The 15,181-nt window shown below is 29.4% G+C and carries 5 protein-coding genes; 4 read left to right on the top strand and 1 reads right to left on the bottom strand.

Annotated features, from left to right (window positions below; translation table 11 throughout):
• Nucleotides 1-130: 130 nt before the first annotated feature.
• Nucleotides 131-1,306 carry a cation diffusion facilitator family transporter gene (locus ACJDTP_RS02265; RefSeq protein ID WP_023974359.1) on the bottom strand — a complete coding sequence of 392 codons (1,176 nt, stop codon included), beginning with the start codon at nucleotides 1,304-1,306 and terminating at the stop codon, nucleotides 131-133.
• Nucleotides 1,307-1,512: 206 nt separating this feature from the next.
• Here ACJDTP_RS02265 and dapA point away from each other — a divergent pair, with 206 nt between their 5' ends.
• The 4 genes from dapA (at nucleotide 1,513) to ACJDTP_RS02245 (ending at nucleotide 15,102) form a co-directional block, all read left to right on the top strand.
• Nucleotides 1,513-2,397, top strand: a complete 885-nt coding sequence (dapA, locus tag ACJDTP_RS02260; RefSeq protein WP_012060929.1) for a 4-hydroxy-tetrahydrodipicolinate synthase — start codon at nucleotides 1,513-1,515, stop codon at nucleotides 2,395-2,397.
• 530 nt (nucleotides 2,398-2,927) lie between these two features.
• On the top strand, nucleotides 2,928-3,998 hold the full coding sequence (locus tag ACJDTP_RS02255) for a phage replisome organizer N-terminal domain-containing protein (RefSeq protein ID WP_406760375.1): 1,071 nt from the start codon (nucleotides 2,928-2,930) through the stop codon (nucleotides 3,996-3,998).
• Nucleotides 3,999-4,146: 148 nt separating this feature from the next.
• Nucleotides 4,147-5,433, top strand: a complete 1,287-nt coding sequence (locus tag ACJDTP_RS02250) for a M18 family aminopeptidase (protein WP_406760374.1) — start codon at nucleotides 4,147-4,149, stop codon at nucleotides 5,431-5,433.
• Nucleotides 5,434-5,856: 423 nt separating this feature from the next.
• Nucleotides 5,857-15,102 carry a GH36-type glycosyl hydrolase domain-containing protein gene (locus tag ACJDTP_RS02245; RefSeq protein ID WP_406760373.1) on the top strand — a complete coding sequence of 3,082 codons (9,246 nt, stop codon included), beginning with the start codon at nucleotides 5,857-5,859 and terminating at the stop codon, nucleotides 15,100-15,102.
• Nucleotides 15,103-15,181 lie beyond the last annotated feature (79 nt).

The following is a 15,181-nucleotide window of genomic DNA, read 5'->3' as shown; positions in this document are numbered from 1 at the left end:
GGGTTCAGCTTTATTTATACTTATAGTTTTAAGGATAAGTATATGCATTAAATGGGATGCAGCGATATAGAAAAAGTACAGCCGCTATTTCAAACTAGAAGTTTCTTGGTTTGAAATAACGGCTGTATTTTTATGTGTAGTGTTTGTCTATAGTAATGACACAGTTATAAGAAGGATGATATTTCTTTACTCCTTCAGATATTATATTTATAAGTTCAGTATCAGTTATAGAAAGTTTTTTTGATGGTTCAATAACAACGTCAAAAATTAAGTTCTTGATATCACCTTCACCGACTACTCTAAAATCATGTATTGACTCTATATAATCATATTTTTCAATTATGGATAGAATTTCATCATAAGCTTCTTTGACTTCGCCTTCAATAATGCAGATAGGATCGATGTGAATAACTAAGTAAATCTTAAGTGCTTTTGAAATTTCTCTTTCAGCTTTATCAATCACTTCGTGAATATCTACAACGTTAATATTTCCAGGAATTTCAGCATGAATAGATGCCATACATTTACCCGGACCATAATTGTGAACTATTAAATCATGTGAGCCGAGGATGTTATCATAAGACAAAACCATTCTTTCTATGGATTCAACAAGTTCTGGATCTGGCGCTTCTCCTAAAAGTGGATTTATAGTATCTTTAACTAAATTGAAACCGGCATAAACAATGAATAATGCAACAAACATTCCTATATATCCGTCTATAGGGAAAGAAGTGAATTTTGAAGCTAAAAATGAAATAGCCACACAAGTAGTGGTAAATACATCCCCTAGAGCATCTGTAGAAGCAGCTTTTAGAGCAGAGGAATTAATCTTTTCACCAATAAATTTATTAAATTTAGAAAGCCAAATCTTAAAAAATATTGATACTATAAGCAGAATAAATGAAACTAACTCGAAAGCAACTGGTGATGGATTAACTATTCTTTCAAATGAAGATTTTATAAATTGCAGACCAACTAACATTACCATGAAGGCAACAATAAGTGCTGAAAGATATTCTATCCGCCCATGACCAAAGGGATGTTCTCTATCAGCTGGTTTATTTGAAAGTTTAAAACCTAAAATAGTAATTAAAGAGGAGGCTGCATCAGAAAGGTTATTAAAAGCATCAGCCATTATAGCTATACTCGAAACTATTACTCCAACAGAAAGTTTTATTATAAATAAAATAATATTTACTACAATACCTATGATACCGCCAAGAACACCGTAAGAATTTCTAACTGTGTCATCTTTAACATTAGAATTATCCTTAACAAATTTATTAACTATAAGTTCAAAAAACATGAAATACACTCCAATCATAAGAAATTACCAATAAGCATTACATCTATTATATTAAATATTTTTAGTTAAGCAAGTATTTTTTTACCAGAAGTTAAGCAATCTAACACTAATAAATATATATTTCATATTTTAAATATATTCTAAGTTTATAGTAGCACTTTACTGTGTTATAATTTATATAGAAAATATTCGAGGGGGCAATTTTTATGAAGGATATTATATTTACTGGTGCAGCAGTTGCAATTGTTACACCTTTTACAGAAGATGGAATTAATTTCTCTGAATTAAAAAAACTAATTGATTTTAATATAGAGAATGGTACAGATGCAATTGTAATTGCAGGAACTACGGGTGAGTCTTCAACTATGACTGATGAAGAACACAGGGAAGTTATTAGATTTACAGTAGAATATGTAAATAAAAGAGTACCAGTTATTGCGGGCACAGGGTCTAATGATACAGTTTATGCTGTTGAATTATCAAAATACGCTGAAAGCGTTGGTGCAGATGCACTTTTATTAGTAACACCATATTACAATAAAACTACTCAAACTGGTTTAATAAAACATTACAATTATATTGCGGATAGAGTTAATATCCCAATAATTCTATATAATGTACCATCAAGAACAGGAGTTAATATAGCACCTGAAACATATGCAGAATTAGCTAAGCATCCACGTATAGTTGCAACAAAAGAAGCTAGTGGGGATCTTTCAGCGATTGCAAAGATAAAAGCGATATGCAAAGATGAACTTAATATATATTCTGGAAATGATGATCAAATAGTTCCGATATTATCACTTGGGGGAAAAGGCGTTATTTCAGTCTTTTCGAATATTATGCCAAAAGAGTCGCATGAAATTTGTAGTTTATATTTTGAAGGAAAAGTAGAAGAAAGCTGTAACCTTCAAACAAAATATTTAGATCTTATAAATACGTTATTTATAGAAGTAAACCCAATTCCAGTAAAGACTGCATTAGGAATTATGGGATATAACGTAGGACCACTTAGAATGCCATTATTCCCAATGGAAGGCAAGAATCTAGAAAAATTACGTGAAGAACTTGCTAAAAATAATCTTATATAAGTTTTAGTGTGTATTTTAAGTATAGATAAATAATATTTAATTTAGATTTATAAAATAATTCATATAAATAAGCAATATATTAATGAACGCTTGGATATTATAAATTCGGGCGTTTATTTTCGTTCTTTACAAAGAAATTATAAAAAGTTAAATTTATAGATAATTATTGGAAATGTCAGAAATATATATTTTACGAGGCAGATGCGTAAGAATTTTTTTGTCTACCATTGTACTGCATCAAACTATTTTATAGATAAGCCAATTATAAGCTGGATTTATATTATGAGATATATCCCACTAGAAACTGGAACAAAAGTATATTATTCATTTCGGCGAGTTATATGCATAAGTTAAGGTCTTAGTTGGGTTATCTATATGAATTAGATCCAAATTAAAATTTAGATGTATTTTACCCATGGAATAAAATTATTTCTAGAAAAATATAAAAAATTTTAGAGAAATTATGTAATTGTTCATTTTTATACATATATTCCATATAGAAGACTAATTTAAATGGGAGTGTGTTAAAAATGAAAGAAAGAAAATCTGTTAAATTACGAGTTGATATGTATGATGATACTAAATCTAAAATAATAGATACAATGGATGAAAGGGACCTTGTTCAGTATATTTGGATTAGACTTATTGTTTTAGCTGGGAAGGTAAACTTAGAAGGGAAATTATTTTTGTCTAGAAATATTCCATACACAATGGAAACCCTTGCTATAGAATTTAATAGAGATATTGAACGAGTAAAATTAGCTATGAAAGTTTTAATTGATTTAGAAATGATTGAGTTTAGTGAAGATAAAATCTATAAAGTAAAAAACTTTGCTAAGCATCAAAATATTAAAATAAATAAGAATACTGAAATCAAGAATAATGTAGTAAAAGAAAATGATTCTAGTCACAAAAGAGATGAGTCTAAAATTAAAGATAGAGAAAATCTAATAGGTGTTGATTTAAAAAGTAGTGGATATAAAAGTATTGATCATATTGTTAGAAATAAAACTGCTAAAATCGAAGATAAGAGTATTATGATTGCTAATAAAGAGATAAATGAAAAAAATAATGATGATAATAATATTAACAATTATAATAAATATAATGAAAATTCTACTAGGATGGATTCTGAATTTGTGAATAAAGGTAATACAGAAAATGAAAGCTTTGCAAATAGTAATAAAAATAATAGTAATAGTAATACTATAAGTGCTGAAAGAACTCAGAATAATGATACTATAAATGCTAGTATAGATTCTACTAATAATAAAGATAACAATGAAAACATAGAATGTATAGATAATACTAGAAATGCAGATGTGATAGCTAGTAATAATATTTACACCAACAACAATGCTAATATGAATATCAGCTTAGAAACTCAAAAAGGTTCCTGTGAAAGTAATGTAACTAATGCAAAGTCAAGTATACCAATTTCTGTGCAGAAGAAGAACAATAAGAGCAAAAGAAAGTCTAGAAATAAAAATGATATTAACGAGATAAATTTAAATGACGATGATGAAGAAATATTTGAACTTTGTTCAGGAGATGTGCCGTTAGGAAAAGATGAAAAAGTAGTTATGGCTTTTACTATGTAGGTATTATCTAATATAAAATTTTCTAGATAATCACACATATAAAATATGCATTATTTTCTAAAAAGGTATATAATATTAAAAGTGAATTTAATATTGTTTAATGTTTTATGAGAAAAATTTAATTTATGTAGGGAGAGATAATAACTATATGAATAATGCGCAAGAATTATTAGATTTTATAAATAAGGGTAAGACGGCTTTTCAAAGTACTTATGAAATTAAAAATATTTTAGATAAGCAAGGTTATACAGAAATTAAAGAAGAAGATAAATGGGAATTAAAAAAAGGTAGTAAACACTATATTATAAAAAATAACTCTGCATTAATTGCCTTTGAAATAGGGAATGGTGATATTGAAAAAGATGGGTTCAGATTAATAGGCGCACATACTGATTCACCAGGATTTAGAATAAAGCCAAATCCAGAAATGAAAGTTGAAGGACATTATGTGAAATTAAATACTGAAGTATATGGAGGGCCAATACTAAGTACTTGGTTTGATAGACCTTTAAGCATAGCAGGAAGAGTAACTTTAAAAGGAGAAAATCCATTCAGTCCAAGAGTTGAATTATTGGATGTAAATAAGCCAATCTTAATTATTCCTAACTTAGCAATACATATGAATAGAAGCGTGAATGAGGGCTATGAATATAATAAGCAAAAAGATACTTTACCAATGCTTACAATAGTTGAAGATAAGCTAGAAAAGGATAATTATTTAATTAATTTAATAGCAGAAACTTTAAAGGTAGATTCTAGCGATATATTAGATTTCGATTTGTTTTTATATGAGTATGCAGAAGGTATGCTAATTGGCTTAAATGATGAATTTATATCATGCGGAAGACTAGATGATTTATGGATGGTATTTGCAGGATTAAAAGCTTTAATAAGCAGTAATGAAATTAAAGCAACGAAGGTATTAGTAGCTTTAGATAATGAGGAAATAGGAAGCTTAACATCCCAAGGTGCAAATTCATCAATTTTAGAAAATATTTTAGAGAGAATAACTTTAGGTCTTGAAAAAGATAGAGAAAGTTTCAAGAGAGCATTAAGCAATTCAATAATGATTTCAGCAGACTTAGCTCATGCAATACATCCAAACTATGTTGAAAAATGTGATCCTACAAATAAGCCTATGCTTGGAAAAGGGCCTGTACTTAAAATTGCAGCAGGTGGAAGTTATTCAACTGATAGTTATGCAAGTGCTGTCTTCAAAGGAATCTGTGAAAAAGCTGAAGTTCCATGCCAAGTATTTGTAAATAGATCGGATTTAAGAGGGGGAACAACCATTGGACCTATTACTGCATCAAAATTAAATATACCAGTAATAGATATGGGCGCACCACTACTAAGTATGCATTCAATAAGAGAACTAGCTACTGTAAAGGATAATGAATATACAATTAAAGCATTTACTGAGTTTTTCAAATAGTAGATCTTAATAGTAATTAATAATGGGAAATGTCTAAGCATCTATTAAAGTGCAGATTTCTTAATAACCTGTTAATTTTAAAGCATCAGCTAATATTTAATGAACGTTAATAAATAGCCATTTTAAGGTTGTCTATATGGCAACTTTAGATGGCTATTTTTTTATAGATTATGAATATAAGAATACTTTTTATAATTTTGGTAAAAATATCTCCGTTGGGTAATTGTTATTAATGTTAGGTGTATGAAAGAAAATAGTAAATCAATAATGAAAGTTATGTGTTTATATTTAGATAAAAAGTATGATTTTCTTATAGCGAGGTACTTTTGGGAAGTTATGTTTATAAAGTATAAAGATAAATAGACTATCATATTAACTTATTATTTTTTTGAATATACCAATAGTAAGAAGGGAGTTTTTTACTTGAGGAGAAATAATTCTTATGGAGTAAGAAAGAATGTTTTAAAAGAGTTAGCTGATGGATTTTCTTGCATCCATGAAAATTTTAGGTACTTTAGCAAATTATCTAAGAACGGATATAAAGTGCTTGGGGCATCTGAATGGCTTCTTGATAATATATACTTAATAGAAAAAGAGTACAAAGCGATAAAGATTGAGATGCCTATAGATTATTTTAAGGGACTATCTTCTATAGGTAATGTTAATTACAATAGAAATAAAGATAACCATACAGATGAAGATAATGAAAATAAGGAACTTATTCCACGTATTTTTGTAGTGGCAAAGGACTATATAAATAATGGAAATGAGATTGATTGTGATAAACTTATATCATATATAAACGGACTTCAAGGCGATACTGAGAATGGAAATTTTAATAATAAAGAGAAAATTTTCACTACAGGAGAATTGTGGGCATTCCCATTAATGCTTAAAATAGCTATAATAATAAATTTATCTAAATATACTAATGAACTTGTTGATATCCAAAAAGAAATCATAAGAGTAAGAGATATAGCTGAAAAGATAATAGATGCAATTAACAACAATAAGTTTGAAGAAAAAATAGGAAATATTAATGTTGGAAAAAATATTGGACCTTTATTTTTGAGAGAATTTTTTAGTGTATTAAGAGATAATTCTATAGAAGATCCAAGAATAAATGATCTTGTAGAATCTAAATGGAAAGTGAATTCTGATTTAGATAAAAATAATATTAGAAGTGATTTAAGAGAAGAAGTTTTAGAAAGAAATATTGGAGAATACATAACCTTTATTAGAAAAATTGAAGGAATAAGCTGGAGAAGATTCTTTGAAGAAACTTCTTTTGTTGAAAAAATACTTAAAAATGATCCGGCAGATATTTATAATAGCATGGATTTTGAATCTAAGGATTATTATAGGCATAAGCTCGAAAAGATGGCTAGAATATCAAACGCAGACGAAATTACTTTAGCTAGTAATATTTTAGAGCTTGCAAGAAATAGTAAAAATAATAAAGAAGAAAATTATAAACGCCATATTGGATATTACTTAATTGATGAGGGAATAAACGAGCTAAAGAAATATGGAAATAATATAAAAACAACTATATCTGCAAATACTTATGTAGCATGCAATATTTTTGGAACACTTTTAATAAGTTTTATTATTTTATTAATAAGCAGTTTATTAGGTGTTAGATACACTTTAGTACAATACGTAATTTCGTTCCTTATAATATTAATTCCAGTTAACGAAATAATAATTGGACTTACGAATTATACTGTGGGTAAAGTTGTTGATATTAGATTAATTCCAAAATTAAATTTTAGTTCAGGAATTCCTAAAGGAAATAAAACTGTGGTTGTAATACCGGCTATAGTAAATTCTAAAGAGAAAGTTAAAGAACTTATGAAAAAATTAGAAGTAGCATATTGCGGAAATAAGGATAAGAATATTTATTTTGCTTTGCTAAGTGATTTTCATGATTCTGAGCATGAGACTTCTCCAGAAGATGTGGAGATAATTAAATCTGGAGTTCAATATGCTAGAGATTTAAATGAGAAATATTCCGATGACTTTAAAAACGACCAAGGAGTTAGTGAAAATAGATTCTTTTTCTTTAGTAGAAAGAGAATCTATAATAAGAAACAAAATGTATTCATGGGCAGAGAAAGAAAACGTGGAAAGTTAATGGAATTTATGACTCTTATTAGAGGTGGTAAGAATCATACTTATAATGTTTTTAGCTCGGATATTGAAGAACTAAAACAAGTTAAGTATCTAATTACATTAGATGAAGATACTTTCATGCCTAGGGAAAGTGCTTTTAAACTTGTAGGGGCTATGAGTCATATTCTTAATATTCCTCATATAAAAGACAATAGAGTCGTAAGAGGATATGGAATAATGCAGCCTAAGGTGAGCATTAGTCTAGAAGCTAAGAATCAAACTTATTTTTCAAAAGTATTTGGAGGAGAAGAAGGAGTTGATGGGTATTCTGTTGCTTATTCTGATACTTATCAAGATTTATTTGGAGAAGGGTCTTTTACTGGTAAAGGGATAATATGTATAGATGAATTTTATAAAGTGTTAAGTAACTCAATAAAAGACGATACAGTCTTAAGTCATGATTTGCTTGAGGGTGGCATTGCAAGATGTGGATTATTAAGTGATGTGGAATTTATTGATGGATATCCAGCATTTTATGAATCTAGCTGCAAAAGATTGCATAGATGGGTTAGAGGTGATTGGCAGCTAATAGGATGGTTATTTTCAAATAAAATAAATTTATTATATAAGTGGAAGATATTTGATAACCTAAGAAGAAGTTTATTAGCACCTAATTTACTTCTTGCGCTTATATTATCTCTCACTGTGCTATTTGGAAGAAGTCAAGTTGCACTTCTTGCCTTCTTAGCTTTAATAACTCCATTAGTATTTGTCGTAACAGATTTTGTTGTAACACCTAAAAATAAATTAATGGGAGCATTTAAAACGCTAGAGCAGATAGTGCTGATAGTAAGTTTCATTCCTTATCAAGCTTTTTTGATGCTTGACGCTATAATAGTAACACTATATAGAGTAGTGATCTCTAAGAAAAATCTTTTAGAATGGCAGTCAGCAGAACTTGTAGAAAAAAACTCAAGGAATAATTTTATTAATTATTTAAAGAGAATGTGGATTGCTCCTATAATGGGTCTGCTTGTATTATACTTATCGTTTTATAGTTCATTAGGAGTAGTTACTTATAGTGTAGTGGTTGCGGCATTATGGATAGTTAGCCCTTATATGGCTTATACCATAAGTATTAAACGTCCAGAACACAAGAAGAATACTTTAAAGAATGAAGAAAAAACTTACTTAAGAAAAATTTCTAGAAGAATATATGCTTATTATGAGGATTTTGTTAATGAAGAAAACAACTACCTAGCTCCAGATAACTATCAGGAAAAGCCATTTAAGGGAGTTGCACATAGAACCTCTCCAACTAATATAGGTATGGGAATTACTTCAAGTATTGCTGCATATGACCTAGGGTATATAACCATGGCAGAGTTTGTTGACAGAATAGAACTTATATTAAATAGCATGAAAACTCTTCAAAAGGTAAATGGGCATTATCTAAATTGGTATGATACCAAAACAAAAGAGCCTTTATGGCCTAGATATGTATCAACAGTTGATAGTGGAAATCTTCTAGGGAATTTGTGGGTACTAAAGAGGTCTATGGAGGAGCTTAAGCATAATAAAGTTATAAGGGTAAAGGAAGTTACATCTTTAAATGATATTTATAAAATAATTGAAGATGAAGCTCCTAATCTGAAACTTAAATTTTCTTCCCATATCAACATTGGAGAATATATAAAGGTATTAAATGAAATTTTATTTAAAATTCAAGATTTAAAGGAAACAGATCAGATAATTAGCTTAAAGCAGAAACTTAAGTCAGAAAAAGATAATATGAATAATGAAAACAACTTAAGTGATGAAGAACAAAATAGTATAGGTGAATTAAAAATTGAGAGTGAAGAAGCAAGATACTGGATTGATAAGCTTATAGGTGAGGTTAGAAAAAAGATTAACTATTATAGCTTTATTTTTGAAGGTATAGAAAAGTTATATAGTAAGGAGTTTTTCGAAGGAGTACCAGATATTGTTGAATTAATCCACAGATGCGAGAATTATAGAAGAAAAAATGGGGATAGTTTCAGAGGCAAATTTAGAGAAAAGATAAATAATTTAAAAAATTACATAGATAAAATAGATAATATAATACAAGATATTGATAAAATAACAGAAGAAATGGATTTTACTTTTCTGTATGATAAAACTAGAGGACTATTCTCCATTGGATATAATGTAGAGGAAAATTCTCTTGGAAACTCCTATTATGATTTGCTTGCATCTGAGTCAAGAATAGCATCTTTTGTCGCGATAGCTAAAAATGATGTGCCTTCTTCTCATTGGTTTAAGCTAGGACGTTCCATGACTAATGCATTCCATACTCATTCACTAGTATCTTGGAGTGGAACTATGTTTGAGTATTTTATGCCATCATTAATAATGAGGAATTATCCTAAGACTTTACTAAGTCAAACTTATAAGTCTGTCATAAAGGCACAAAAAAGCTTTGCTAAGCAAAAGAAAGCTCCTTGGGGAATATCAGAATCTGCATTTTATGAATTTGATGCAGCGGAAAATTATCAATACAAGGCATTTGGAGTACCTGGACTTGGTCTTAAGCGAGGACTTGAAGATGATCTTGTAATATCTCCATATTCAACATTAATGGCTATTTCTTTTGATAAAGATTCTGGAATTAAAAATCTTAAAGAACTTGAAAAGTTAGGCGCACTAGGAAGATATGGTTTCATAGAGGCTTTAGATTATACTAAAGCTAGGAAAGATAAGTACATAATGACACTTTCTAAAAGTGATCTTCTTGAGCAGAATATTTCAACAAATGGAAAAAATTATACACAAAATGTGGATAAGTATGAGGATTATGTGGATAACTACGAAAAAATAGTGGATAATACACAGGATAAAAATACAAGTTATATGAATGATAAGCATGTTGATAATGTGAATAATGTGAATAAAAATGATGAAAGTAGTAGGATTCACATGAATAATGGCGATGAGAGCAGCTATGATAGCTCAAGTTATCCACAGAAGGTTAATAAAGTTGCAACTTATATGGTACACCATTTAGGAATGTCACTTATGGCTTTGGATAATATTCTATGCAATGATATTTTGATAAATAGATTTCATGATCTTCCTGAGATAAAATCTACAGAACTTTTATTAAAAGAAAAAATTCCACAAAATGTTGTCTTTGAAAGAAATGAGGATTTTTCTGTTAAGAACAGATATTTTGAGGGAGAGATTTTGATTCCAAGAGTATTTGAAAAAGTAAATCAGGATAGTCCACAAGTATTACTGTTAAGCAATGGTGAATATTCATCTATGTTAACAGTAAACGGAAATGGATATTCAAAAAAGAATGATACCATGCTTTATAGATGGAAGGGAAACTCTACAAGTGATGATAGTGGAATGTTCTTCTATATAAAGAACTTAAATTCAAATGAATATTGGAGCTCAACCTTTGAACCTTGTAAAGATCTTGGGGATAAGTATTCAGTTGAGTTTAATTTAGATAAAGCTAAATTTAGTAGAAAAGATGGCAACATTGAGACTTCGATGGAAGTTTCAATATCATCAGAAGAAAACTTTGAAGTTAGAAAATTAACTTTAAATAACAAAGGAGATAATGGAAGAAGTATTGAAATAACAAGTTACATGGAAGTGACTCTAGCTACATTCAGTGCTGACGTAGTTCATCCAACATTCTCTAATTTATTTGTTCAAACAGAATATGATGAAAAGGAAAGTGTTCTTATAGGAAGCAGAAGAGGTAGAGTTAAGAATGCAAAGATTCCATATATTTTCCATAAGGCGGTTGTTAATGGAGAATTAGAAGGAAGCATTTCATATGAAACTTCAAGAATAAACTTTATAGGAAGAAATAGAGAATTGAAGAATCCAAAAGCTATGGATAATGATAAAGCTTTAGATAATACTGTGGGAACAGTTTTAGATCCTATAATGAGTATAAGAACAAGAATTAGATTAGAGCCTAACTCTAAGAAGGAAATTTATTATATAACTGGGATATGTGAATCCAAAGAACAAATACTTGAAATATGCAGAAATAACAATGACAACAGTAAGCTAGAGAGAGTATTTAAAAATTATAGCATAAGTGCACAGCTTGAACTAAAGACTTTAGGAATAAGAAGTGCTATAGCTAATATATTCCAAAGCGCTGCAAGCTCAATTTTCTTTCTAACTAATACTAGAAAAAATAGAGAAGAATATATTAGGAATATTTCAAGACATCAAAAGGATTTATGGGCATATGGAATCTCAGGAGATTTACCTATTATAATGCTATCTATAGAAAATGAAGAAGACATAAATTTAGTATATACCATGGTAAAATTTCACAATTACTTAAGAATTAAAGGAGTTAAGTTAGATCTAATTATATATAATAATGAAGAAGTTTCTTATGATGAACCACTTCAAAAAAATATAATGGAAGTAATAAGGTCATCCAATGTAGGTAATTACCTTAATAAAGCGGGTGGAATATTTATTCACAATAAAGCAACCATGGATGTTGAAATTAAGAATTTACTAATAGGAATTTCTAGAATATATGTAGATAATAATAATCCGTTAAGTTCATATGCATATAATGAAAAGAATTTTAATAGATATATGGACTTAGATGATGAGGGATTAGATTCACGTATAGCTTTAAGAAATAATTCAAGGTTCAAGGATAAATATAAGAATGAAAATATTAATGAAGATACAGATGGCGAAAACATACCTTATGAAGTATATGATAATGATGAAGAAGTAATTAATATTCATGATTTAATAAAGAATATTAATGAGCCAGAAGATCAAGATGATATTGATGAATTAGAAATAGATAAGAAATCTAATCAAAGTAAGAAGGAAAGAGAGTTAGTTTATAACTCGGAAATTTCTAGTTTAGTTGATTTAGATTTGGATGTATCAAAAGATTCTAATAATTATAGTAAAGATGCGGATGAAGATCCTGACGTAAGAGATTTAGATTTCTTTAATGGTTATGGTGGATTTTGCAAGAAAGATAATAGTTATATAATAAAACTATCTAATTACAGAAATACGCCAGCACCGTGGATTAATGTTATTTCAAATGATGACTTCGGATTTCATATATCAGAAGTAGGATCAGGATATACTTGGTGTGGAAATTCTAGAGAAAATAAAATAACACCTTGGAGTAATGACTATATTAGAGATCCTATAGGAGAAGCATTATATATTAAAGATAATGACTCAGGTGAGTATTTTTCAATAACACCAAAACCTGTAAGAGATTCAGGTGATTATTTAATAAAACATAGCTTTGGATACTCTGAATATAGGCATACAGCATACAATATAAAAGGAAAGCTAGAAATTTTTGCTCCTAAAAATGAAAGATTAAAAATTCAGAGGGTTACGCTAGAAAACTTGAGTAATGAGGATAGAAGTATTTCACTATTCTACTATGCAAAACTTGTTTTAGGTGTTTATGAGTATGATAGCTCAAGATATATCTCAACATATATAGGTGGAGATGAATCAAACTATAAAGAAACAATGGATGTAGTAAATGGAAGCAGCATTGAAAATAGTAATGAAGATTTTGAATTCAAAAATAAATTTATAGGTGCTCATAATCCATACAGTGAATATTTTGGAAAGTTAAATGCTTACTTAACCATTATAGGTGGGAAAGAATTGAGTTTCACTGGAGATAATAAAGAGTTTTTAGGTATTGGAGGAGAAACCTTTAGTCCTGAGGCTCTAAAACATAATAGATTAAGCAATAAGTCTGGTGGCATCTATGACCCTTGTTTAGCCGCACAAACAAGTATTATTTTAAGAAAAGGTGAGAAAAAGGAACTGCTAATCCTATTTGGTCAAGATGAAAAAGAAAAAATAGATGAATTAATAAGTAAATACAAGATTTTTGGAAATGCGGAAAATGAATTAGATAAAGTAAAACAATATTGGAGCAATTTCCTAGGAAATATACAAGTTAAGACACCAGATAAGTCATTAGATTATCTTTTGAATGGATGGCTTTTATATCAAACTTTAAGTTGTAGATATTTAAGCAGAAGTGCATTTTATCAAAGTGGTGGTGCTTATGGATTCAGAGATCAGCTTCAAGATTCTATGTCACTTGGCTTTGTAAATCCAGAAATAACAAAGGCGCAAATACTAAGAAGTGCTTCAAGACAGTATGTAGAAGGTGATGTTCAACATTGGTGGCATCCTGTTGTTAATTCGGGAATAAGAACTAGATTTAGCGATGATTTATTATGGCTTCCTTATGTAACTGCCGAATATATTAACTCTACAGGAGATTACGATATTTTAAATGCTACTGCTCCGTACTTAGAAGATGAACCTTTAAGAGAAGGTGAAGATGAAAGATATACGATAGTAAATCAATCATCAAAAGAAGGAACTATATATGAGCATTGTTTAAAAACTATAGAAAAGAGTTTGAACTTTGGTATTCATAATATTCCTTTAATGGGTAGTGGAGACTGGAACGATGGAATGAGTACTGTTGGAAACGAAGGAAAAGGAGAAAGCGTATGGCTTGGCTGGTTCCTATATTCAATATTAGAAAGCTTTATTCAAATTGCAGATAAACAAAACGATAAGAAAACAAAAGAACATTTTGAAGAAAGAAGAGAGTTTATACGAGAAAACCTAGAGAAGAACGCTTGGGATGGCGGCTGGTATAGAAGAGCATACTTTGATGATGGTACACCTCTTGGCTCAAGAGAAAATCCAGAATGTAGAATTGACTCATTAGCTCAGAGTTGGGCAATTATATCAGGCGCAGGACAGAAGGAACGTAGCATTGAAGCAATGGAAGCCGTGGATAATAACCTTGTAAAGAAAGATAAGGGAATGATCCTATTGCTTGCACCACCATTTAGTAATTCTAAGTTAGAACCAGGTTATATAAAAGGATATGTGCCAGGTGTAAGAGAAAATGGAGGCCAATATACTCATGCTGCGGTTTGGGTTATACTTGCTTTAACTAAACTTGGGCTAGGTGATAAAGCAGTAAGCTACTTTAATATGATAAATCCTATAAATCATGCAAAGACAGAGTTAGAGTGTATGACATATAAAGTAGAACCTTATGTAATGGCAGCGGACGTGTATATAAAAGAGCCTCATGCAGGAAGAGGAGGCTGGAGTTGGTATACAGGAGCTTCAGGATGGATGTACAGAGTTGGCGTTGAAAATATCTTGGGACTTAGAAAGGTTCAAGACAAGGGATATGCTATAAATCCTTGTATACCAAAATCTTGGAACGAATTTGAAATAAAGATTACAAATGAAAGAGAAGATTACACTATAAAAGTATCTAGATCAAATGATGAAAATGGATTAAACGTAAATACTAAGAATAATGAGCAAAATAATAATTATCAAAGTGATGTAACATCCATACCTTATAGCTCAGAAAATAGTGATAATCAAGTTGTTACAAAGGTAGTTGTAAATGGAAAAGTAATGAAAGATAAACTTATTCCAAGAAACCGTGGCAAGCTAGAAGTTTTTGTATACTTAAAATGAGTATATAGATGAACATATTTACAAAGTTGATAAAAAATCAAGTTCATATCTTCACTAGAAATCATAAATATATTTGTGA

Origin of the sequence: Candidatus Clostridium helianthi (genome assembly GCF_045310795.1) — a bacterium.
Lineage (GTDB): Bacteria > Bacillota > Clostridia > Clostridiales > Clostridiaceae > Clostridium > Clostridium helianthi.
This window is presented reverse-complemented; position numbering and strand designations above follow the sequence as displayed.